Annotated in this window: 25 protein-coding genes and 2 tRNA genes; 9 read left to right on the top strand and 18 right to left on the bottom strand. The window is 40.6% G+C overall.

Features of this window, described 5'->3' with window-relative positions; translation table 11 throughout:
* The 17 genes from LGZ99_RS17895 to LGZ99_RS17815 all read right to left on the bottom strand — a co-directional run.
* Positions 1-644 (bottom strand): tail fiber protein (locus LGZ99_RS17895; RefSeq protein ID WP_262979407.1); only part of this gene is annotated, 644 nt, incomplete at its 3' end.
* Positions 645-646: 2 nt separating this feature from the next.
* Complete coding sequence (locus LGZ99_RS17890; RefSeq protein ID WP_023043959.1) at positions 647-1,219, bottom strand: DUF2612 domain-containing protein; 573 nt, start codon at positions 1,217-1,219, stop codon at positions 647-649.
* Entirely contained in the window at positions 1,216-2,409 is a 1,194-nt protein-coding gene (locus LGZ99_RS17885) for a baseplate J/gp47 family protein (protein WP_036840875.1), read from the bottom strand. Before LGZ99_RS17885 ends, LGZ99_RS17890 begins: the two co-directional genes overlap by 4 nt.
* Entirely contained in the window at positions 2,402-2,749 is a 348-nt protein-coding gene (locus LGZ99_RS17880) for a contractile injection system sheath initiator (RefSeq protein WP_021325264.1), read from the bottom strand. Before LGZ99_RS17880 ends, LGZ99_RS17885 begins: the two co-directional genes overlap by 8 nt.
* A complete protein-coding gene (locus tag LGZ99_RS17875; RefSeq protein ID WP_023043956.1) occupies positions 2,746-3,501 on the bottom strand; it encodes a Gp138 family membrane-puncturing spike protein in 756 nt (251 codons plus the stop codon). Before LGZ99_RS17875 ends, LGZ99_RS17880 begins: the two co-directional genes overlap by 4 nt.
* Positions 3,501-4,454: a phage protein gene (locus LGZ99_RS17870; protein ID WP_023043955.1), complete on the bottom strand. Its 954-nt coding sequence runs from the start codon at positions 4,452-4,454 to the stop codon at positions 3,501-3,503. Before LGZ99_RS17870 ends, LGZ99_RS17875 begins: the two co-directional genes overlap by 1 nt.
* Before the next feature lie 313 nt (positions 4,455-4,767).
* Positions 4,768-5,463 (bottom strand): hypothetical protein, encoded by a 696-nt coding sequence (locus tag LGZ99_RS17865; protein WP_023043954.1) that lies wholly within the window; start codon positions 5,461-5,463, stop codon positions 4,768-4,770.
* Positions 5,464-5,486: 23 nt separating this feature from the next.
* Positions 5,487-5,792: a phage baseplate plug family protein gene (locus LGZ99_RS17860; protein ID WP_021325267.1), complete on the bottom strand. Its 306-nt coding sequence runs from the start codon at positions 5,790-5,792 to the stop codon at positions 5,487-5,489.
* On the bottom strand, positions 5,777-6,382 hold the full coding sequence (locus LGZ99_RS17855) for a phage baseplate protein (RefSeq protein ID WP_021325268.1): 606 nt from the start codon (positions 6,380-6,382) through the stop codon (positions 5,777-5,779). Before LGZ99_RS17855 ends, LGZ99_RS17860 begins: the two co-directional genes overlap by 16 nt.
* 2 nt (positions 6,383-6,384) lie before the next feature.
* Positions 6,385-8,154, bottom strand: coding sequence for a hypothetical protein (locus LGZ99_RS17850; protein ID WP_036840879.1), 1,770 nt, complete (start codon positions 8,152-8,154; stop codon positions 6,385-6,387).
* The gene (locus LGZ99_RS17845) at positions 8,144-8,269 is read right to left on the bottom strand and encodes a DUF6889 family protein (protein ID WP_021325270.1); all 126 of its coding nucleotides are present in this window, start codon (positions 8,267-8,269) and stop codon (positions 8,144-8,146) included. Before LGZ99_RS17845 ends, LGZ99_RS17850 begins: the two co-directional genes overlap by 11 nt.
* Positions 8,270-8,346: 77 nt before the next feature.
* Complete coding sequence (locus tag LGZ99_RS17840; RefSeq protein WP_036840881.1) at positions 8,347-8,757, bottom strand: phage tail assembly chaperone; 411 nt, start codon at positions 8,755-8,757, stop codon at positions 8,347-8,349.
* A 99-nt stretch (positions 8,758-8,856) separates the two neighbouring features.
* Positions 8,857-9,297 carry a DUF3277 family protein gene (locus LGZ99_RS17835; RefSeq protein ID WP_021325272.1) on the bottom strand — a complete coding sequence of 147 codons (441 nt, stop codon included), beginning with the start codon at positions 9,295-9,297 and terminating at the stop codon, positions 8,857-8,859.
* Positions 9,298-9,306: 9 nt separating this feature from the next.
* Positions 9,307-10,776, bottom strand: a complete 1,470-nt coding sequence (locus LGZ99_RS17830; RefSeq protein WP_081858350.1) for a DUF3383 domain-containing protein — start codon at positions 10,774-10,776, stop codon at positions 9,307-9,309.
* Between the two features lie 3 nt (positions 10,777-10,779).
* Positions 10,780-11,328 (bottom strand): phage neck terminator protein, encoded by a 549-nt coding sequence (locus tag LGZ99_RS17825; protein ID WP_449301372.1) that lies wholly within the window; start codon positions 11,326-11,328, stop codon positions 10,780-10,782.
* A gap of 312 nt (positions 11,329-11,640) precedes the next feature.
* Positions 11,641-12,060 (bottom strand): antiterminator Q family protein, encoded by a 420-nt coding sequence (locus LGZ99_RS17820; RefSeq protein ID WP_036840887.1) that lies wholly within the window; start codon positions 12,058-12,060, stop codon positions 11,641-11,643.
* A gap of 1,249 nt (positions 12,061-13,309) precedes the next feature.
* Positions 13,310-13,385, bottom strand: a tRNA-Thr gene (locus LGZ99_RS17815).
* 667 nt (positions 13,386-14,052) lie between these two features.
* Between LGZ99_RS17815 and LGZ99_RS17810 the strand changes: the two genes are divergently transcribed.
* From LGZ99_RS17810 to LGZ99_RS17775, 8 genes are all read left to right on the top strand, one after another.
* On the top strand, positions 14,053-14,406 hold the full coding sequence (locus LGZ99_RS17810) for a Dabb family protein (RefSeq protein WP_023044841.1): 354 nt from the start codon (positions 14,053-14,055) through the stop codon (positions 14,404-14,406).
* Position 14,407: 1 nt separating this feature from the next.
* Positions 14,408-14,830 carry a DUF2000 domain-containing protein gene (locus tag LGZ99_RS17805; protein ID WP_021325278.1) on the top strand — a complete coding sequence of 141 codons (423 nt, stop codon included), beginning with the start codon at positions 14,408-14,410 and terminating at the stop codon, positions 14,828-14,830.
* 6 nt (positions 14,831-14,836) lie between these two features.
* A complete protein-coding gene (locus LGZ99_RS17800) occupies positions 14,837-16,240 on the top strand; it encodes a phenylacetate--CoA ligase family protein (RefSeq protein ID WP_036840892.1) in 1,404 nt (467 codons plus the stop codon).
* Positions 16,237-17,184 carry a branched-chain amino acid transaminase gene (locus LGZ99_RS17795; protein ID WP_036840897.1) on the top strand — a complete coding sequence of 316 codons (948 nt, stop codon included), beginning with the start codon at positions 16,237-16,239 and terminating at the stop codon, positions 17,182-17,184. Before LGZ99_RS17800 ends, LGZ99_RS17795 begins: the two co-directional genes overlap by 4 nt.
* Positions 17,185-17,203: 19 nt before the next feature.
* Positions 17,204-17,782, top strand: a complete 579-nt coding sequence (locus LGZ99_RS17790; RefSeq protein ID WP_036840900.1) for a prephenate decarboxylase — start codon at positions 17,204-17,206, stop codon at positions 17,780-17,782.
* Positions 17,783-17,929: 147 nt separating this feature from the next.
* On the top strand, positions 17,930-18,472 hold the full coding sequence (locus LGZ99_RS17785) for a carboxymuconolactone decarboxylase family protein (RefSeq protein WP_023044838.1): 543 nt from the start codon (positions 17,930-17,932) through the stop codon (positions 18,470-18,472).
* Positions 18,473-18,500: 28 nt separating this feature from the next.
* Positions 18,501-19,451, top strand: a complete 951-nt coding sequence (locus tag LGZ99_RS17780; protein ID WP_023044837.1) for an ornithine cyclodeaminase family protein — start codon at positions 18,501-18,503, stop codon at positions 19,449-19,451.
* Positions 19,452-19,538: 87 nt separating this feature from the next.
* On the top strand, positions 19,539-20,165 hold the full coding sequence (locus LGZ99_RS17775; protein ID WP_023044836.1) for a LysE family translocator: 627 nt from the start codon (positions 19,539-19,541) through the stop codon (positions 20,163-20,165).
* A 148-nt stretch (positions 20,166-20,313) separates the two neighbouring features.
* On the opposite strand, the gene LGZ99_RS17770 is transcribed toward LGZ99_RS17775, so the two are convergent.
* Positions 20,314-20,401: transfer RNA gene (locus tag LGZ99_RS17770), tRNA-Ser, on the bottom strand.
* A gap of 215 nt (positions 20,402-20,616) precedes the next feature.
* On the opposite strand from LGZ99_RS17770, the gene rcsD reads away from it, so the two are divergent.
* On the top strand, positions 20,617-23,307 hold the full coding sequence (rcsD, locus tag LGZ99_RS17765; RefSeq protein ID WP_262979405.1) for a phosphotransferase RcsD: 2,691 nt from the start codon (positions 20,617-20,619) through the stop codon (positions 23,305-23,307).

The raw sequence follows: 23,307 nt of genomic DNA, 5'->3' as shown, positions 1-23,307 counted from the left end.
CTCTTATTAGGGATATCTGTACCATTTTGATTTTTTGCCAACCGACTATTAGCATTATCTGTAGCCCTATTCGCTTCATCATGAGCATTCTTAGCCGCTACATTTGCCGTATTTGCAAAATCATACGCGCCCTTAACTGCTCTAGGAGTCGCAGCTAAGGTTTCATTCGCACTATCAGTAGCACTGCTTAACTGTACAATCCCCTTCTGGCTTAACGTAGCATCAGCAACGCTACTTAATTTACCTTCAGCCATTTTTCTAACATCGTTCACCGCTTTCGGCGTTGCTGCCTGATCTTCTCTGTCAGAATTTGTCGCGTTGTTAAGTTGCGAAATTCCTTTCCGGGTAAGCGAAGCATCCGGAATTTCCGCAGTAATTTTTTGTTTTAACGCCAGGTCCAATTGCGCGACGAGTTTCTCAAGATCTCCATCATCAATAACATCCTCACCCGTTTTTTCTGCAATATATTTCCCAATCACCGCAGCGATAATTGAGGATTGCCGCCAAACTTTATTGAGCTGCTCACTCCTTGCTATTCCTGATTTAAATCCCTCTTCAATAAAACCTAAGCTTTCATATTCTTCTTGCGATAATGTATTTGCGTTTTCACCAGTGGCAAACGCTTTAAAGTCATTTTTAGCCATTTCTAACCCTCAACGACATGGTAATTAACCGTTATTCCCATTGGTTTAATGGAGAGATAACCCTGACGGATAATTTCTTTGGTGATAGTACTAATTGATTTACCTTTTACTGTCACAGTGAATGACATATCCAAATTATCCTCAAAGGATATGGATATGTTATGGTTTGAATGAATAAAACTCAGGATGTTATTAAGTGATTCTCCCGTTCCATCCCAGTTGTTTTCCCCTATTTTGGCTTTAATCACGATTCGGTAATTGTTGTCATCCAAGTCGATATAACTTTTGTCACTATCAAACCGATCTTTCCAGGTACCGTAATCAAATCCCAATTCAGGTATATCAAAGGAGAAGTAATAGTATTCAATCGGAGCCTGGATTGTTCGGTTTCTCCCTACCCATTCACCGATAATATCAAGCTGTTTACCCACCGCTTTATCAAGGTCAAAACTGCTAATCAGTAAGTCATTTGTTAGTGCACTTTGGTTTAATATATCAGTAACCGCTTCAAGCATTCTGACGTATTTTTTACCCTCCATGTGATACGCCGGAATCAGTTTCATATATTTATTCATTCGAGCACCGTCACTATTTTTATATTTCCAGGTGAACAAGTCGGTGCTTCGTTAAAAGCAATGTTGATGTTCGCCGAGTTTGTTGTTGATGCTGTTTTACCTGCCATCACAGACAGGACTTCATATGTCTGACTGCCGTTTTTATTGCACAAGTTTGCCGGAACAAACAGGCGGGTAACATATATGCCATCACCAATGTAAAGTGAGTTGATATAGTCAGATATTTCTGTACGAATGCTATTCCCAATATCCGAGGTGTATCCGACAAAGGGTCTAATCTGAATTTCAACGTAGATTGGCACCAGCGTAGGACGATAGAAGTTTATCGTTTTTTCATTGCCAGCAATGTCTGTGACAATTTCAGCCGTGGTGCCAAATGTCGGTATGCCCGGCGTTTTCTTTTTTAAGATGGTCTGAGCAATTTCTTTCGAGTCTCCACCATCAATCACAATGGCTATACTGTGCGCAGGTATGCCATTTTCATCGGTTTGATCCGTGTCGTTGTCGTATCCCCGATAACGTGAGACGCCATGCAAATTGGCAATCGCGCCGATTAGTCCATCCATAATGGTTTGTGATGGCAACGCGACTGAAGCCGCCTGGCGTATTCGCAGTTCTGCATCAGATTCAATTCCCCGGCCAAGGGTGGCGGCAACCGGGTTTGTCACTGTTTGCCAACCCAGGGTTGGCGTAGCAATCTGATTAACTGTGTGAGGCAGTGCGCCAATCGCGCCGGTCTGTTGGCATATGGCCGTCACAATAGCCTGTCCGTGTGTGTCGATAATCACTTCATCAGGGAGTGACCAGCTGTTTCCGGCGTCATCCCGCACGGAAGCGTTGCGAATAACGGTTCCTGCCCGACCAGTTACCAATACATCCACAGTTGAGTTACTGGAGCTTTTTCTGGTAATGCCATTGATTTTGACACTGCGGGAAAGTCCTTCACCCACCGCAGTTGTCGGGCTAAATGAGTTGTAGGAAGCAATGGTGGCGTTGTTACAACCGTGAACAACGTACGCGATCAGCGACAGAAAAACCCCGTCTTTACTGTCAGATTCAACGTAAATATCGTTCCCGTAGATATCCCTGAATATCGCCTTCCAGCCATTTAAGATGGTTTGATAATCAGGCGCGTTGATCCCGTTTTTATCAATAGCAGGTAGCATTGAGGTGATAATACTTTCATACATCAGCAGTTACTCCTGTCTGTCCATAAATCGTGTCAATCGTGGCGGTAATGGTGATTTTTCTTGTGTTGGGGTTTCTTTCACTACGGTAGTGGATAATTTCTGACACGCCCTGCGTTTGCAGTATTCGCTGTCTGATAATCAGGTCATAAAAACCCGATGTGCCTTTACCCAGTACTTTGTCGTAATCGGTTCCCTCCCGGTCATCAAGAAACCATTCGCCACTGCGCAGCATCAGGCGGGTTTTTACCGCCTGCGCGACCGCTTCCGGTGAGTTGATAAGAAAACTCGCGTCTCCACGACCAAATACATAGTCGTTGTCAATTTCTCTTCTGTATCTCATTGCGGTTTCCTCGTGCTACCGCTACCGGTTTGTACACCACCGTGCGTATGGTTCATCAGGCTTATGCCACCCGCGGTCAGATCGTTGTTCACCGCGACCGGGCCTTGCAGGGTTGCTGTTCCACCACCCGCCCCCATTCCCTGCGATAAGTTGCCGTTAATGGTGACGTTGCCGTTCAGGGTGATTTCAGGTGAGGTGATTTCAGTACCGCCATGTGCAGTAGCAATGAGTTTTGCCGGTGTGATCACGGTGACATTATGGCTACCGGGATCGAGTTCGATATAAGCCGCGCCATCATCACTTCTTAGCTGCGCGGCGCTGATGCTGATATCGGCTATTTTTTGTTGCTGGGATTGTGGGCCAATAATCGCAAATCCATCGGACAGGTTGTGTTGCCGGGGATCTACCGGCTCTTGTATGCCGCCGGATTGCCACCAGTAATCAATACAGCGATCAGCAAATACCACCAGGCATTCATCACCCGCTTTTACCGGGAACGTTAACGTCACACCTCCGCCTCTTGGAAATATAACGGGTACATCGACTAGCAGCGGCAAGGATACGGATTCCAGTTCGCCGTCTTTTTTCCTGATTTTCCATCTGATGGCGGGTTGTGCTGTTACGGTGACCGCGTCAGCGTTAAATGATTGAATAATGCAGGGTAAAGAGACATACAATCCGGCGCTAATGACCTCTTGCATAGAAAAAAAGACCGCTTCGGGTCTATTTAGTCGTTCATCAGTATTTATCATCAGGTGTTTGCCTTATCTTTATCGCTCATTAATTTTTTCAGCAATGTGTGATCGCTTTTGGCAACACACATCATCTCCATGTACCAGTCGGTTCCGCGGGTGTCGCCGGAATAATTTACGCTGAAGACGATGTAATCACCGTCAGAATCCAATGCTGACGGTTGCTGTTTTGCATCTTTATGATTGTCAGATTTAGATGTTTCATCGCCAGAAGGCTCAACCGGCTTAATTGAGCGGTTATCCAGTCTGATTAATGTGCCGGGGCCGATATTGGGATTAATTAGGCATTTAACGTTAATACCAGCGCCGATGGTCTGTTCAGGCATACCAATCAGACCGGTTTTTAATGTAAGTACAACCGCCTCTGTCAGATATTTATTCCTGGGCACAATATGCAACTGGTTATCTTCGTAACGCCAGTTAGCATCACACTGCTTTGCCAGATTAGAAACTTCATTACGGTGCATACCAAAAAGCACTTTTCCCCTAGGGGATGCTGATTTGCGGAATTCCGGGCGCAGACCTGCGGTAATGCCATATTTGGCAATATCACGCATCAGTAAATGATCTAAGTCTGCTTGCGAATACCCAGCAGCAATAGTGGTATTTACTGTCGCGTAATTGTGTGGCTCATCCCCATCCGCAGCTTGAATAACAACACAGGTATCGGTTGCACTTTCTCTCTTCACATGTGTGTATTGGATTTGGCCTGAAAATATTTGTCCTGAGTTCTCCTTGTAGCCCGCCACAAATTTAATTGTTTTAAACTCATTTCGGCGTAATTTATTACTGGTTTCGTCATTGAGGTTATATATTGTGAAAACACCCGTAGCCGGATAGGAGTGTTCAGCTCTGTTGATATTAAATATAATTTTCAGGTTTGATAAATCTATTTTTTCACCCTTTTCGTCTACAACGATAAGGTGACATTCTCTTATCCATTGTTTTGACATAATTCACCTAATTAACAGAAACAAAAAAACCGCAATTAAGCGGCACGTGTAACAAATCATGGGAAATCAAAGACCATAGGTATAAAACTTCATCGAGGTACAGTCTTATAAATGACAAAGGCACCGCTATTGGTGCCCATTCCCAGGGACAATAGGCTTGTCATCACCTATTTATTGTACCTGGCTTCCTGTTTCCAAGAAGTCTCACAAGTCCCCGAAGGGTACATAATTAGTATTGATTATCACTGCCATGGAGTCAATACGAAATTCTTTAAACAAAAAACCCGCCGAAACGGGTAAATGTTGACAATTATTACTCATTCTTTTCCAGAAATTCTTTCACCTTACCCCAATCTTCACTTAAAGGTATCGATTTTTTTCCATCTGGGGATACAAGGTAATAACGGTCATAAGAGCCGCGCATATCTTCATAATATTCATGTTCACTCGTAACGATATAGCCTTCATATTTGCCTGAACCTACAATATCAAGCCCATTCCCACGTACAATGACATCAGATATTTTTCCTGTTTTGTTATCAACAAATCTAATTTCATTTCCCCCTGTTACCATCATGCACTCAATGTATGTTTTAGATGCATCGGGAGAAAAACTGATACCCAACGTTGGACACAGTTTTTTATCATATCCTATCTCAACCGCAGTATTCCCTTTTCCTGAAACCACTATCTTTGATTCAATTTTACTATCACTTTTTATCTGCTTTAAATATAAAGCATAACTATAAGCACAACAATCATCATCTGGATCTTCATTCTTTGCCGGATATGAAATCAGTTTTCCAGCAACCTTTCCATCTTTGGATATAATAGTCGATAAAATTTTATGGGGGCCGTCAATATCATCCAATAACACTGTTCCTTTAAAACAAAGCTCATGCCCTTTGTTAAGAGAAAAAATATCGGTATCGACTGGACAGGCACCAGAGGCAATGGCTTGTTTTGATAGTATTAACGCTAACAGTAACAGGATAATTTGCTTCACCATATTTTACCTTCATTTTTACCAAGTTAACTTACTACAAAGTATAATCTATCCTCCTTGCCAAGATTATTCCTGTACGGTTTCTGCTGATTTATATCGCCATAAAAGACTAATGAACCATTAAAACCAAGATGACAATATTGTTCAAGCAGATTAACCCCAAAAACCAGCGGCAAGCCATTGATTATTGGCTCACTGTCCGGTGTCATAATATCCAGGATCCAACCTGCAATATCACGCCACATTAAACGCATTTTATAGTTAATTCCATTTAGCTGAACATCAAATTGCTGGTTTTTCGGTGATAAAGGAATTTCTACAATCCCAACCATTTTTTACCTCGTTCTATAACAAAGTCAAGAATTCTTTGTGGTAATGACGGCTTCACCGTGACTTTGGTTCCGACATTAACCACAGGTGCAGTATCTTCAGAATGTTTCATATTTTCCGCCGGCGCGGTTTTATTCGGCGATGTTTCAACAATCATCACTTCACGCAAAGTTAAAGTGACTGACAGAACGTTTTCGCTGGTTTGATCCGTCGTAACACTTATATTTTGAATTAACATGTTGTTGTATAAACGTTTCCCTGTCGCAACATCAAAAGGTTTATATGATGATTTTAGATCAAGCAGCTGTTGATATACCGCGCGCGGGTTGGTTCCCAAGCTCAACCCGGTAGAAATATCAAATACTTTTGTGGTATCCACAACATCAAGCAACGAACCGCCACCAGCAAAACCTAAGCTCATTGTCACTTCTGATGGTGAGTCATAAGCATGATCACTGATTGTCGCCCCTTGCTGGACCGGGTGATCTGTTATATTAGATGTATCCGTATGGTTTTCTGAAATAACAACACTCGGTACAATGACACCTATTTTTCTCGTTTGCTGAGAAAACATGACTGATAATATATCCATTGTTATCTCACCTGTGTTTGCATATTTCTAAGTAGCATACTGTGAGTGCGTTCTACTGTTTCCCCGGTCAGTCTTGCTGCCTCTCTGGGAGATTCAACGCCGTTAACCTCAATATGATAATTTACTTCCCCTATCCCCCTCACATTATTGCCAGTGGGTATTGGCGCGTGCAGCAGTAAATGAGGAGTCAGTATCTGATGATTCATCATATTATTGATATTTGTCACCGCACCACTGATCATTCGGGGATCAATCGAAATATTTTTCAAAGAATGAGCGACATTATGCAGATGTCCAACCAATTTTGAGGGTTTATTCGCTGGCGGTGGCACTCCGGTAATTGCTGCCCTGATAAGTTCGGGTGAATAAGGATTGCCACCACTTTCCACTACCATCATGCTATCAATTAGCCTTTGCATCACATCAGGATCAGTGAGATCGAGGAACGTATTCTTAGAAACTCCCATCATTTTAGACACGTTGGCAATATAATCTTCCGTCTTATTACCATCTTTTGATGGTGCCCATGTTGGGATAATACTTGCAATGGTCTGTAGCTTTTTTCCGGTAGTTTGACCACGAAAATAACGTCTCAACTGATGGGCTGTACCTTTTAATCCACTGTATGCATCTGGATACTTAGCAAATCTGGGTTTTGGGCTATCTTCAAGTACTGCCCCTGTCTGATGTGCAAAGTTCATATTTAATGGATTATTATTCCGTACCCCTCTGGAAGACATTATTTTCTTCAGTTTTGCCCCTGTAAGCTCACTGTTAAAAACGTTCATCGACTGGTTAGCTGTAGCCATTAAACCAGAATGAGCATCATACTGTTTAGCAACATCAGTCCTAAGATGATCTTTATTTAGTGGCTTATTCTTTCGTTTCTTTTTCGTTTTACTTAATTGGTCTGATACTTTACCAGGAATACCATCAGTAACTATTGTGTTGTGTCCTTTGTCGATTATGGTTTTCCTGACATCAAGTTGTTCCTGGTATTTTTCATACTTATCTTTGCTGAAAAACAGTGTCCAGTCAGAAGCAATATAGATCCCATGTGTTGACATCCAGCTATTAAGTTGCTCAGATGTTATAAGTGGTTTTTTATTTGCTTCATGTTCTCTTTGCCGCCGCATTAGAGTTTCACCCACGTTTTCGTGATTTCTTTTTGCTTCTTCCTGTAATGCATTTAACCGATTATTCAAATCAAAGAGTATACCCAGAGTGATTTTTCTTCCTGTGAATTTCCACAATTCATTCAGTGTCGCCAATAAACCTTTCGCTGAGATTTCCCCTTTGTCTAACCATTTAACTAATTCCTCAACGGCATTAAATATGTCATCACTATCGAGTGTGCCCGTGGATTGACCAGCACAATCCATTGGTGTTTTTAATAACTGTTTACTCATCAATGAGACCAAAGAAGCCGTATTACAATGGTTGCTATTTGCATCACTGGCCTGAATGCCCATGTTGGGCAAAATCCCCTCAACATTTCCCCCAATCTGACTGACACCACTATCAATAGATTTAATTTTTTCAGGTGTTACGCCTGTTTTCTGCAATTGCCCGCCGAGCTTATCCAGGCCGTTAGCGATTTGAGTGATAAAATTAACCACAGCTAATGTTGCGTTTTCAATTTCCGCCCGCATTTTGAGAACGTTAGACGTGACTTCGGTGATAACAGCCATGAATTTACGCTGCCCCACCTCATCAACATCAAACCTAAGTGATACCAGGAAATCTTCAATTGTTTCAGTGTTATTGCTCACTTCGCCACCTCTCTATCATGGCCTCATTTTCCGATTTAACGTCAAGGGCATCATTCATCAGTGCAATATCAGCCAGGTCAAGAACGCCGTCTTTTAAAGATTCATAGCGGCACATACCCGCAATGACCGGGCGTAACAGGTAATCACGCCCTTCCGGTAAGGTTTCAAAATTTAAGCTGGCTCGTCCTGGGATTACACTGCGCTCTCTAATGGGGCGGGAAAAAAATTTCCCAGTGAGTCTCTGATAATAAAACCCACAATTTTCAGCAGCTCTAAGCCATTGATGTCATCGAACATCAATACCTGACCATTAGACTCATAAATTTTGCTCCAGATACCATTCTGTTCACGGGAAACCACTGATAAGCAAATATCATTAATTTCATGCCGGTTGGATTTTCCCAGCGCATTGATTGATTCAACCAGATAAGGGAGCAATTCTTCAAAACCGGTCTCATTTTCATCATTTCTGGCTGTAACAAGCTTTTTCATGAGCGGTCCAAGTGCCGGAATGGCCGGCGCCAAAGCCACTGCCAGATCCTGTTGCTGAAAAGCGTTTAGCTTGCCGCCGCGATACTTTTTACCGTCAATTTCAAATTCCATGATCACCCCTTAAAACTTATCCGCAAAACCGCTCAAGCCACCGAAATATAAGTCCAATGCTGGCTTGAGCGTTGTTTCAGCGTCTATGAAGTCAGCTTGTTAGAATGTGCCTAACATGATGTCGATTTTTCCGCAATCAAATACCCAGGCAACGGTATTGCCGGCTTTGGCATTCTGCAAATCCGGCTGCTTCTGAAATGCGACAGAACGGGCAACCGCCGTGTCGTTACTCTGTTTATTGCGAATCACAATCACGTTATTGCCCCATGCCGCCGATGAAAGTGATTGTGTACTCAGCATCGCGTTCAGTTTGGCGTTTACCGGGCTGGTTTTAAGTAAATTAACGGTGATGGTGCCAGATTTGGACGCATGTAATGAATGCATCACTTCACCGTCTGCCCCTGTGGTCATGGTGTTTTTGCTGTCTGACATTGTGACGGTGATACCCTCATCAGAGAGAGCTGCGCCGTTGCCAAGATCAAAAGAACCGCCGACTCCGGTAATAGATGCGGAGACATCAAGAAAAGAATATGTAGCCATTTTCAACCCTTATCTGTTTACATTAATAATGACATCAGCGTAGTGAACAGCCCCTGCTAATTTGATAGCACACTGGATAACCGGTGCTTTGCGGGCTTCCCTATCCGCCTGCGCTTGTGTCGCAATGGGTGGCGCGTAAACGTAATAACCTTTTGTTAATGTCGCACCGGTATTCAATGCACCAAAAGGATCGCCCCCCCATACACCATGAGCGATCAATCCATTGGTCACCGCTTGATCAAGTGACTGTTCAACATTGGTAATCAGACGCGTGACACCTTCATCAGTCTGTGGGATCTTGCTGGTACTGGTGTAAAGCAAGTTATAAAGATTGTTTTGAACGTAATTCTGTAACCAATCCAGGCTGTGGCGCTCGTCAATAAAATCGCCGTTTGCCATGACGCCTTCCTGAATAATGGCCGTGTCGTTGTTGTATTTAACAAAAACGTTGCCGTTTTTCTTCTTCAAGGCGTTAGCTTGAGTTGCTGTCAGGCTTTCCGCCGTCACAGCCGGTTCCTGTTTGAATTTCAGGGTAATGGTGGTGTTATTGCCATTGAAATTGACGGTAAACATCCGTCCCATCAGAGATGCGGCGGTATACGGTTTACCGGATGAATATTGCCAGAGCGTACGCTGATAGTTTCCGCCTTTCAGTTGTGATCCGATATCGGTAGCAACATCAGCCTCCAATGCGTCTGTTTTCTGTACTGTATGCCCATAGATACGAGAAACAGACGCGGATTCGATGTAGTCGGCAACAGACAAAATATCTTTATCTGTCAGCGTGTCATCAGCAATAACCAGCCCGTACCAACCACTGGACAGCGCTCCTAATGTTGCCACCGCCTCAGCAATCGTTTCTGCTTTAGTCGGTTCGGTCACCATAGCGCCAGAGACTTCATCCAGTTTTAACAGTTCGCCAATATAAGTTCCGGTCGTCGCCGGTAAGATATAATCCATAGTGCCCGAAGAATGCGGTACGATGGTGAAACGTGAAGATGCCATGTCATAAGTGACCGAACAATCTTTCAACTTATCCTCTACCCGTTGGGCAACGCCATTAAGATTCGTCTCTTTACTCAAATCAATGCCGCTGCATATCACCTCTTTACCATTAATCATTAATTTAAAAGAGCCATCCGTCACAGCAGTAAACTTACTGATCATTTGCTGTTGCTTGTTCAGTATTGCACTCTGCAAAGAGGAAATAACGTTGTCTTTAGCCCATCGACCGATATACAAATCAACCGGGCGTGGCGACTGGGAGTAATAAAGCGCTGCGGCCTGATATTCTGGTGAAGTCAGGCCAAAATCAGTACCGACACCATCAATATCGGAATACAGACGTAAACGTTCTTGAGTGTTGATCACGTTGCTTGCGCCGACTATCAGTAACGCACCAAAGTTCCGGGACTGGGCCGCATGAGGAGCCATATTCAACGTGACATTGATAATGTTTGAAACAGGTAAACCCTGCATAATTTAATCTCCAAAGAATTTGACAGGCGCTTCCACCAGTGATTTAACACCGTATTCACGCACCACTTTTCGCCGCAAGGTGATCGTCATGTCATAACGACGCACCCACTGGTTATTGATAAGTTCAGGTAAAGCAGTCAGCTGGCTGGATTTATCTACTGAGAGGCCGAAACGTCCCAATTCGTCATTGTTCTGACTGACCGCCAGTCCATCACGAAAACAGGTGCCGTATCGTTGGCAGTTCGGGCCATAAAATGAAACCAGGCATTCGATTTCTTCATGACGCCATAATTCAGTACTTTCTTCGGTCTGGTTCTCAAAAGCAGGCGTAACATCCGAAATAAAAGCCATAATGCCAAAGTCACACCCGTCATCATCCACCGGTAACGGTGGCGATTGTACGGATGTCCATCGGGAACGCACTTTATCGTCAGGTAAACCAGAGACACCACTCACCCAACAACTCAGTGTGTGCTCCAATTCTTCATCGTACTCAGGCCCAAGAGTGACAGACGTTAACCAACCAGCTTTATCACTACCGTTGCTCATCAAAAACACCTCCATCAAACAGCAATAACCTACCATGTGCCTGGGTAAACCAAGCGCAACGCAAGCTCCGTTCCCAGTAGCGGGTTATGATTGATTTAACAGGGATACCGACCGCAAAAATAAGGAAATAGGCGTAAGCGATTCGCGGTGGCAAATACGAAAAAGGCCGCAACAAAGTGCGGCCTTTACAATTATTATTTAGATTTTCACTTCTATCGGTACGTAATAGCAGATGCTGCAAGAGCCGAATGAAATAAGCCCCGATAAGAATATCGGGGCTTATTAGCTTTAGCGCTTATTCGCAACTTTAACTGATTAGTACACTACCATAGCTTTTTGCGTACGCGTAAGCTTTTTGTGCTCTCGTATTTCATCATCCATTTCTAACTTAATATCGAGCATAGCCAGACATCCCTGTACAAAACTTTCTCCCTTTTGTAACCGGGAACGCACTTCAATATCCGATACTTCAAGTAAACGCGCTATAGACCGTTTGGAAAGCCCTAAAGCGTAGTACATAAATAAAACTTCAATTTCTTCAGACTTATCTACCGTTTGCAGCTTTGCTATACAAGCATCAATGATCAAGCCGTCGTTATCACAGCAGGAAGGACGCAATGGACGAGTTGACGTAATCAGACCTTTAAATCCAGCAGCGATTGGTGGCCAATTGACACCTGTGTCATCATCAACCCAACCGCCCCAACGCTCTAAAACTTGTTGAATATTGCGCATACATTTTGACCTTTTAACTTTTAGTAACAAATAGTAGTAAAAATTATTTTCGGAATGGTCTCATGCATCCATGCATTCGGTATTATAACAAACTCCTCGTTCTCTATTTCTGTATTTCTTTGCTGCTTAACCACATCGTTTAAATACATCTTCTTACTGAATCTATTAAATGAAAATACTAAACACCCTCTATTCAGATCAGGCTTAACTTTAGAGGTAAGCTCAGAGCATCGTTGTTAATCCAAATGGCTACAAGGTGTTTTCTTCCTCATCTAAATATTTCTTATTTAACTTTATAAGCTTCTCTTAATCCTCTAATATACCTTCTCTGAAAACACTCAGAACCTAAAACAACAAGAATATTCTTTACTACTTTTCGAAAATCTTCAAACAACATACCAGCTCCTTTTATTATAAGATAAAAAAATACATTAAATAAAAAATAGCACAAATTTTTTATCTCACAGATATTAAAGTGTAAAAAACATTCTGGATCGGCTTTAAAATCGGTCGTAAAATACAAGTTTCTACACCGAAATCAACGATACAGAAATCATACTGTTGGTATGGCAATAAACGACAAACCAGCGTAAATACGGGATTTAACCAACAGTGCTTCAAATATCTTAACCAGATTAAACAAAGTATTTAAGGCATAAATAAGACTAATGTTGACAACAGCAAATTACCAATTATCGGGTAAATATCTATGCGAAAAGTTTTAACACTATCAAATATATCTGTCTTTAACCAACGAGTTTTTTAACTCACACTATTCAATAAGACAGTTCGCAGAAAATATTTTTCTAGTCTAAAGCTACTTTTATCTAATACGTTTTTACAATATCAATACCTTCCGCTATCTCTGCCATGCCTCATCTCTTTTTTTCCCGACGCTCATCAGACTAATAGATAAATACACGCCATAGCAAACATTTTCTTACGCCTGAAAGACTGACATCACAAACACTAATATTTTTCTCTGTTAACTTTGACAAGCATAAATAAACCCGTATCACCTGAAAGTTTGTATTTATTTTATTTCGGGTTTATCTGTTTCAATCTGATGAACTGTTAATTTTATGCAGGTATCTATACCTTTAATTTAATACTCGTTTTAACAAGAAATTTTAACGAAAAACAGCGGGGTTTTTTGGATATATAGCCTGGATATATAAACAGTATTTCTGTGCGACAGGCATGAAAAAAGCCGCCATCTTCTAAAAATATGGCGGCTTCTCATTTGATTTGGTGCCGGCTACCGGAGTCGAACTGGTGACCTACTGATTACAAGTCAGTTGCTCTACCAACTGAGCTAAGCCGGCGTATTTCAGGGGCAGCCCCTGAAAACGAGCGCAGTATATGACAATCTGATGCAAACAATCAAGCATAAATAATAAATTATGTAAAAACACCGCCAAAACCCTATCATTAGTGGACTATTCAACGACATACAACTATCTCAAGGCACTTTGGCAAAGCTACTGCCGCGTATTCTCGGCATCAAAAAACGCATCACTTCTGACAAATCAGAAATAACAAAGAAATGCTTTATTACAATTTGTCACCTATCAGAAGATAGCCACTGGTCATAAAGCAGCCTTATTGTCTGACAGCAATGGAAGACAGGACATTCAAAATCGCCAAATTATATGAAGGTTTGTTAGCATGTTAAAAAGCAAATATTCAAAAAAGGCAACAAAACAAGTTTTCAAAAAGTGGATAGGAAACTATGCCAGTACCCAATTAGGCTTCTTTCTAACACGCCAAAGGCGAGCTATAGCAGATTTTCTATCCCTAACCAAACAGCAATCTTTCTACTTAGCTTTAATTTATTACCATCTGGAAATAGTTGACTGCTATAAATGCAATATGATATTTAAATTAGATGCAAATCAAAAAAACTAAATCAGGTATGCGCTAGGATTAGGTATAAATCAGATTATTTCTATGCGTTATTATAACTCAAAATTACTAATTATGAGGTAAATTATGCCGGGCAAAAATAGCTTAATTGCACATCAAGTTTTTTTTACCTTCCAGAATGGAATAAACTGGGATAGTGAAAAGGCTATATTAGCAGAGAAAGTGACTCTAAATCATATAAATGAGATAAGTGAAATAAAAGGATGGTTTTGTGGTCGCAGTACCGTAGATAGAAAACAATCGGTTGATTTTAGTTTAATTGGCTACTTTGAAAATTACGAAGACCTGAATATATATATAAATCATCCGGATCATGTAAAAGGCGTAGTGCTATGGAAAGAAATCAGTACATGGACCGTTTCGGATATTATTATCGATAGAAATAAGTTAATCAATTTTGCTCAGTTAATAGGGAAGTAGTATGGAGTTTGACGAAAGTTTGCATAAAAGCGTAGTCGTTATTGCCGATAGCCTACCACTTGGTTTGGCAATGAATGCATTAAGTGTCATCAGTGTTTCAATCGGTAAAACTATTAACGGAATCGTCGGGCACGATGTTTTTAGTAAAGACAGTATTTGTTATCCCGGTGTTGTTAAAACACCTCTGCCTATTTTGAAAGCAAGCCATGATGTCCTGGATGCTATTCATCATAAATTAAAATCTGACGATAATTTTAAGTTGAGCCCTTTTTCTTGTTTGGCTCAATCATGCAGAACATATGAGGAATATGAAGGGAAATTATCTGCTGAACATTCGGATGAATTGAAGTTATCTGGAATTGGCATAGTTGGACCAAAGAAAGATATCAATAAACTCACTGGCAACTTACCACTTTACAGGTAACACATTATGTATTCTATTTTTAGAAGCGATCTTCATGAATTAGGGCTGAAATACCTGGCTGAATTAAAACAATATATGTCTGGAGAGATAGATGTATCTGCACTGGAAAAAATACAATATGAAAAATTGAAAGAAATCATCAATTATGCAAAAGATGGATCATCTTTCTATAATGAGCGTCTGAATGCAATAAATTCGACTGATGATAACAACTTATCTTCACTCATTGAAAAACTTCCCTTTACAACAAAGTCAGATTTAAGTAAAGCAGGAAACACAATATCTTCTGACAGCCTGAGTAACGCCTGGATATATTATGAAACAACAGGTACAACCGGGCCTTCAACACCTTGTCCCCGTAATGAAATAGATTCTTTAGTGAATAATAGTTTTCTGACACTGCAATATGAGTCTATTTTTAATCAGGAAGGTAAACAACATATTATTGGCGTTATGGGGCCAACAGAATTGCACTCCACCGGCGATACATTTGAAGATGTATTTCGCAGTTTAGGGCATACCGTCATCAAAATGTGGCCTCGTTCGCCTGTTGTCGGTATGCACAGAGTGCTAAGGCTGATACAAGATCTCAAAATAACCGCTTTAGTTTGTACCCCTGCGGTCGCTGCTGAGTTGCTAAAATATTGCCGGGACAATGGATGTAATCCACAGAAATTAGGTATCGAAATTATCTTAGTGCTTGGCGAACTTATTACGCCAAACAGATTAAGAAACTTATCCCGCAACTGGGGAGCTAAAATTTACAACTGCATGTACGCATCGCAAGAAACCTCAATTTTAGCGGCTTGCAACGATACTAATAAGCTTATTACTATTCCATTCAATAATTACTATGAGCTGATTTGTCCTTTTACTCATCAAAAATTAAATGTTGGTGATAACCACGTTGCCGGCGAATTAGTGATTACACACTTATATAAAGGGAATAAGCCACTGATTCGATACAGAACCGGGGATATGGTTCGATGCAAAGCAATCAGCTTAGATCGCTGGGAAATAGAGCCTATCGGCAGAGTAAAAGATGTATTAGTGTTGAACAATGCCAATGTGTACGCTTTTGATATTGAAAACGCAGTATTTGAAGAGCTTGAATATTGTTTTGAATACTTTATCGAAATCAACAATATATCTGGTACAGATGAACTGAAAATAACTTTGGAGCCAAGTGATGAATTAAATGATGCTTCACTCATTAGTAAAATAAAGGAAAAAATGGAATCCAAGTTCAATATGAAAGTCAATGTGCATGTAGGCGATGTCGGCGGGCTGATTGGCACAGCAGCAATGGTCAGCTGGAAAGCCGCACGGATCCATGACCTGAGAGATGATAGCAACAATATTGAGCGAAATTCAGCTTTAGAAATCATGAAAAAGAGGGCAGCTAAATGACAACCAATATCGTCAGTCCGGTTCATAAAGATTGGATCGTATTTCTGGACGGAGAATATATCAACTTTAGCAGTGCAACCTTTCTCGCAAGTACCCAAGCTTTAAATTATGGCACCGGTATATTCGAAGGGATACGGGCTTATTGGGATCAGGATAATAACCAACTAAATTTATTTAGAGTACATGAGCACTATGAGCGGTTAATTCAATCGGCAAAAACACTGAAAATTGAATTACCTTATACCAGTCATGAATTGACCGATATTACCAAAAACATCATTATTAAAAACGGATTTAAACAAGACATCTATATAAGACCATTGGCGCTTAAAAAATCATTAATGCCTGGTGAAAAATTTGGCGTTAAGTTAAGTGGTGTAGACTCAACCCTCTGCATTAACATGTTACCTATGGGCGCTTATGCTAAAAAAACAGCGTCTAAGTGTCTTATTTCAAAATGGCGGCGTGTATCAAATGCAGCAATTCCCTCTTCTGCAAAAATTACCGGCACCTATGTTAATTCTGCACTTGCTTACGAAGATGCCAAAGAACATGGATTTGATGATGCGATTATGCTGAATGAACAAGGCATGTGTGCAGAAGCAAGTACCTCAAACGTTTTTATTGTTAAAGATAATTGTGTTATTACACCATCGCTTGACTCTGGCATTCTTAATGGAATAACCAGACAATCTGTTTTCGATATTTGTAAATTCCACAATATTCCCTGTATTGAGTCAGAAATTCAACAAAAGGATCTCTATGAAGCAGATGCCTGTTTCTTAACAGGTACCGGCATTGAAATATCAATTGTTTCGCAAATAGACAATATATCCTATATTCAAAAAGAAGATTCCATAGCCAATATTATCGCTAAAGATTATCAAGAAATAGTGAGAGGCAGAGTCGGTGAGTTTTCACATTGGTTAAGTCCGGTTTATTAGTGTAATTCCAGGAGATACCATGGAATGTGTTTTTTTTAGTTTCGACAAAGATACATTTGATGTTTTAAATATAGCGACTTTAGGGCCGTCAGGTACAAGTAGTGAGCAATCCGCTATCCGTTTTGGTGAGTTTGCAATTGAGAATAAAATAGCCAAAAGTTATCAGATTGTTCTATGTAATACTTACGAAGAAGCCAGTAGTCAGATTATTTTAAAGAACTGCCAAGCATTGGTGGTAGCCAATGCTTATTACAACATTAGTGAGTTTTATATGGACAATAGATTTAATTTGTCAGCCGCATTTTTAAATTATACACCGAATTATGGGATAGCTATTCGTGACGAATTAACTAAAGATAACATCGTCATTGCAACCCATCCGGCACCAAAGGCGTTAATCCCAGAATTGTTGCCTGATAACCTAAAAATAGCAGATATCATTTTTAAAGACTCAACCAGTTCAGCCGCGAAAGCGGTTGCCAATTCAGAGGTAGATGCCGCACTAACGACGGAAGTAGCAGCAAAATTACACAAACTAAAATTTATTTCTCATATTCGACCAATTAAAATGCTTTGGTCAGTATTTACATCTGCATAAGAGCCAATATCGCTTGAAATATGCAACTATATAGATCTATACCCAATAGATTTCAAGTTGTAGCACGGCGGCAAGTGAACGCAGCCAACAAAGCAGCAACTTGAAAGATGAAGGGTATATTTAAAATTTCGATATACGGAGGTTATTATGTCTTTACTTACTTTACACTCAATGACTACCACACCTGAAAAGAGCAAGAAATTACTCCAGAGTTCCATTGATGATTTTGGCTGGGTACCTAACCAAAGTGGTTATATGTCGGAATCTCCTTCACTATTAGCCGCTTATCAACGCGCACATGACTTATTTATTGATAGCTCACTGAATGAAGAAGAAAAGGCGGTAGTGTGGATTACAACTGGAATAGAAAATGGTTGTGACTATACCGTTCAGGCACATGCTTTTATTGCCGTTCATAATGGCGTGGATAAAAAAACGGTTAAAGCATTAATTGAAAAAACCGATGATCTCTCCCCACGATTATTAGCACTGCGTGAATTCACTGTAGAAGTTATTTACTGCCGAGGTCAATTGAAAAAAAGTGCCATTGATTTATTCTTAAGCCGTGGTTTCAGTAAAGAGAATATGTTGGATGTTGTGTTAGGTGTTTCTCAAAAGAATATGTCTACCATTCTCAATAGCATTGCCGGAACTGAAATTGATGATAATTTCAAGCTGGGCGACCTTTAACTGATCACTGATATTGAAAGGCATCAATATGCTTTATGTCGATAAAGAAGCCGTTGTACGTTATTTGACGATGGAACTTAGCCTTAAGCTAAGTGAAATAGCCTTTAAATTGCAATCGGAAAGGAAAGTAGAGCAACCTTTACGCAATATCGTGAAAGGCGAAGACGGCAGCTTAATGGGCACCATGCCAATTTATATAAAGGAAGGGCCATATAAAGGATTTGGGTTAAAGTCAGTAGTAGTGAGGTTTCAAAGTCATGGTAATAAGCCTTCACACGTTGGTAGTGTGCTGATTTACGACGAACCAGGTGTTTCAGGTATGGCTGTAGTAGATGCCGGAGCTATCACCGAAATTCGTACCGCAGCCGCTTCTGCTTATGCAACCCATCTTCTCGCGGCAAAAGATGCCAGCCGATTGGCGATACTTGGCACTGGCCTACAGGCAAGAGCACATTTGCAAGCCATGCTATACGTTCGTCCGATTAAGGAAGTCACTCTATGGGGTCGCAGTGAAGAAAGATGCCATGAGTTTGCCACATGGTGTGATAAAACTCTCAACCTTGCTATTTCGATCAAAGCCTCACCTGCTGAGGCGGTGCTCAATAGTGACATTATTTGCACAACCACAGCATCACGAGACCCTATAATCAGTAGAAAAGAGTTACCGGCTAAATGCCATGTCAACGCCATTGGCGCTTCGGCACTGGGATTCCAGGAACTGAACGAAGATGTGTATAGCAATACCACCCTGTTTACTGACTCCAACGAATCGGTATTAGCTGCCTCGCAATCTGTCATTAAAGCTCGGGAGAAAGGCATTCTCAGCGAATCAGTGATTGGGATAGAAATTGGTACCGTTTCTCAATCTCATGCCAGTTTGTCCGGGCAAGGTGTAACTATATTCCAATCCGTCGGTTTGGCAGTCCAGGATATGGTATTTTCCCGGGAAGTCATTCGACAACTAACAAAAATGCCTTAACTATTTCAGATAAAACTGTCACTTGCATACGCAAGTGACATTATCTGTGTTTAATTATTTTGATGTGTTATTTTTGAGAGGAAATATATGCTAGAAGTGTCACAAATACTCACTTATACAGCAGCACTTACTGTTGCGGCCGCGATACCAGGCCCTGGTATGGCTGCCGTGGTTGCCAGAAGCGTGAATGGTGGCGCGTTAACGGCATTTAGTATGTTGTTTGGCCTGGTTATTGGTGATCTGACTTATTTGTCTTTTGCTGTATTTGGTTTGTCCATTATTGCCAGCCACTTTGACACCCTATTTGCTGTTGTGAAATGGGGCGCTGCATTATATTTGAGTTATTTAGCATGGCAATTCTGGTTTGCAGATCATCAACCCATTGGTGAAGGCCAATCAACAAATAAAAAAGAACTGGCTGCGGCATGGTTATCTGGTCTAACCATAACGTTAGGCAACCCTAAAACTATTGCCTTCTATCTTGCACTGTTGCCTTTGGTCATTAACATGGAATCTATCTCGTTACAAATCTGGGGTTTCATGTTGGTACCATTGACTATTTTTGTCTTACTCGCCGTAGGAGCGGTATTTATTTTTGGCGCCCTCAGTATTCGGCATCTGTTATCAAGCCAGCGTGCGCAACAGCTTATGTATAGGGGAGCATCGGTTATTATGTTAGGGGCTGCGGTCGCTATGCTGATTCAAAAAGCTTAGTTTTTTACTCTTTTCACGGTCTATTTCCACGGTTTTATTGAATAAGAGTCTGTCCCAGCAGACGTTGTTGTTGCATGTCATTCTTATCAATAAATCGTGGACACCACAATGAAAAAACCCCATGCACAATATGCATGGGGTTAGTATTTGGCGGAAGGATAGAGATTCGAACTCTAGGATGGTTTCCCATCGGCGGTTTTCAAGACCGCTGCCTTCGACCGCTCGGCCATCCTTCCATGGCGCAGGATTATGCTCTATAGCATGATAATATGTCTAGTCTTTATCGCAAAAATTCTGTTATTTTTTTACTGTTTGCTCAATCCTCAATCGACAATATCATTCCCTGCCCCGATCCTGCTAGAATTAACATAAATACATCGGATCATCAGATTCACCAACTTAACGAGCTCGCTAGCACAGCCAAGCAATTATTAAGGCTTTTACTCAACGAATGTATAACAAACAATCTTCTATTAATTCATCAACCATAAACCGTTACTATGGCCTGTTCATTGTTCTGCTTTTTGTTTCGCTGTTTTTATACAGCTATAACTACTTCAACGCCTGGCTGATGGGAAAAAAGTATGCGCTGAATAGCGTTTCAACCAAAATAGTATTACAGATAGAAGATTATCGTTACCACGCTAATGCTATCTTTGAACAAGCCAATATCTCATCTTTTAAACCGCAGGGCCCCGTTTCAACAATGAAGCTACGGCCTGATGTTTACTGGCTTGAGAGTCGTTATCAAACTGTCGATACAATTATCTTTGGTCACCATAGCGTTGCAAGTGCTGAGTTGACGCAACGCCTTTCCAATTATATGGAGATTCTATGGGGTGCCCGCAATGAATACAACTCTATGTACTATCTGAATGGTAAAGATAACAGTCTGTTTCTGATAACAACTTATTCTATTCTTAAACCAGAATTAAAATTCAAAGAAAGTTATCTCACACTGACTGCCGAATCGAAACGTTCAGAAATGCTGATGCAATCCACCGCGTTAGATGAACGAGAAAATATTTCATCAATCCGTAAACTCAGCGGCGAGAATATCTATTTCTATACTTACCGGGCAACGTTCAATTCACCCGGGCAACTGGCAACCGTTATCGCTTTTGATCTGCCTATTTGTCATCTTCTTCCTATGGATATGGCGGCAAAGAGCTTCAGCTTATTATCTGACGACACACAAAATCTCCAGGAAACTAATAAAGTGAATATCTCACAGAATGGCTTCTGGCTCGAATTTTCTCAACCGCTCAAGGGTACACAATACAAACTACTGTATCGGATATCACTCAAAGATTTACTGATCGATTTATTATACAGAAACATCTGGCTATTACTGGCTGATTCAATCTTTATTATCCTGTCCTTGGGGGGCCTTATTTACATTCGCAGAAAATATATTGCCCCAAATGCACTTATGAATCACGAGCTGCAAATCAAGGATGCGTTAAGCCACGAGATTATCTCCAACATCCCAATTGGCTTACTGATTTATGATTTCTCAATAAATCAGACAATTATGAGCAATAACATTGCCGATCATCTGTTGCCTGATATCGATTTAAACAAAATTAAAATGATGGCAAAACAGCATCATGGTGTCATTCAGACATCCATTGACGATGCAGTCTATGAAATTAAGGTGTACAGCATCCACCGGTTACCTGAAACTTATCTGTTTTTACTGCAAGATAAAGACCAGGAAGCATTAATTAACAGACGTTTACAACTTGCTCATCTGGAACACGATAAGAGCGTACAAGCCCGACGTTTTATGCTAACTAACATTCGTTCTGAGTTAAAACAACCAATAAAGGAATTAAATAATATCGCTTGCCAGCTGAAGCAAATGCTCATAGATGAAAATAGTGATCGTATCGTTGACAATTTATTAGTTAAATCCACATATATATCCGATTGGGTCGAGAATATCTCATTACTCAATGAATTAGAATCAGGTGACTGGCAAGCAAAAAATGAGTCGTTTTCATTGTCATCCACATTAGAAGATATTCTTAAAGAAGTATTTCCAAAGATGAATAATAAGGGATTGAATTATTATTATCATTGTAATATTAATCCTGAATCACTATTTATTGGCGATGGCTTAATCATCCGTAAAATCGTCCTGATGTTGGTTAATTATTCAATCACGATCACCTCTTATGGAAAAATATCACTGATAGTTAACTATTCTCAGGAATACAAAGATCACATCCGGATCGAATTAATAGATACAGGTTCCGGACTTAATTCAAAAGAATTGACCAATTTGAATTACCCATTTTTAATCAAAACAACCGGTGATAAATATCAATCTAACTCAGGAATGACTTTTTATCTATGTAACCAATTATGTAGAAAATTAAATGGCCATTTTACTATAAACAGCAAACCCAACCTTGGTACACATTACACTATCAGTCTACCCTTGGTGATCGGCCAAGACCAATGCCCACAGCTACTGGAAGACATTACCGCTTTGCTGGATATCAGCAATACTGAAATCTGTCAGATTACACAGAATCACCTGAATCATTATGGCGCGGCTTACTTTGATAAAAAGAAAGAAAATATGAGTAGAGAATACGATATCATATTGACCGATAAACCGTATAGCTCGGCAAAATCAACTATATTATTGGTTGATAATCTGGTTGGCTTTGAGCAGATAAAACTTGACTATATTCGGTGTAATTACAATCTCAGCGAAGCTGTTATCAATGCCATTTCGTTATTAATTGAGAGAAGCTTCAGTTTTAACGAATTGGATGTCGATTCAGAAATGCCAGTATTTAACGATAAAAACCCTGATTATGATTTTGACAATGTTATAAATAGTTATCAAAAACAGTTGGCTAATAGCGATTACCGACAATTATTTATCGAGACAGTACCGATAGATATTAATAAACTGTATACTGATATAGAGCAATATGATTTGGTATCACTTTCGCAAACAGCACACCGCCTGAAAGGCGTCTTTGCTATGTTAGACCTGGAATTCCTCAAACTTTCTTGCGAAACACTGGAACAACGCATAACAGACAGTAACAAAATAGAGATTAAAAATAGCATTAGCCACATCGACGCCATCGTCAAACAGCTATTGCAGCAGGGTAACTAA

It is taken from the genome of Photorhabdus temperata (assembly GCF_025384845.1).
GTDB lineage: Bacteria > Pseudomonadota > Gammaproteobacteria > Enterobacterales > Enterobacteriaceae > Photorhabdus > Photorhabdus temperata.
The sequence above is the reverse complement of the archived record's forward strand: the minus strand, read 5'-3'. Positions and strand labels throughout refer to the sequence as shown.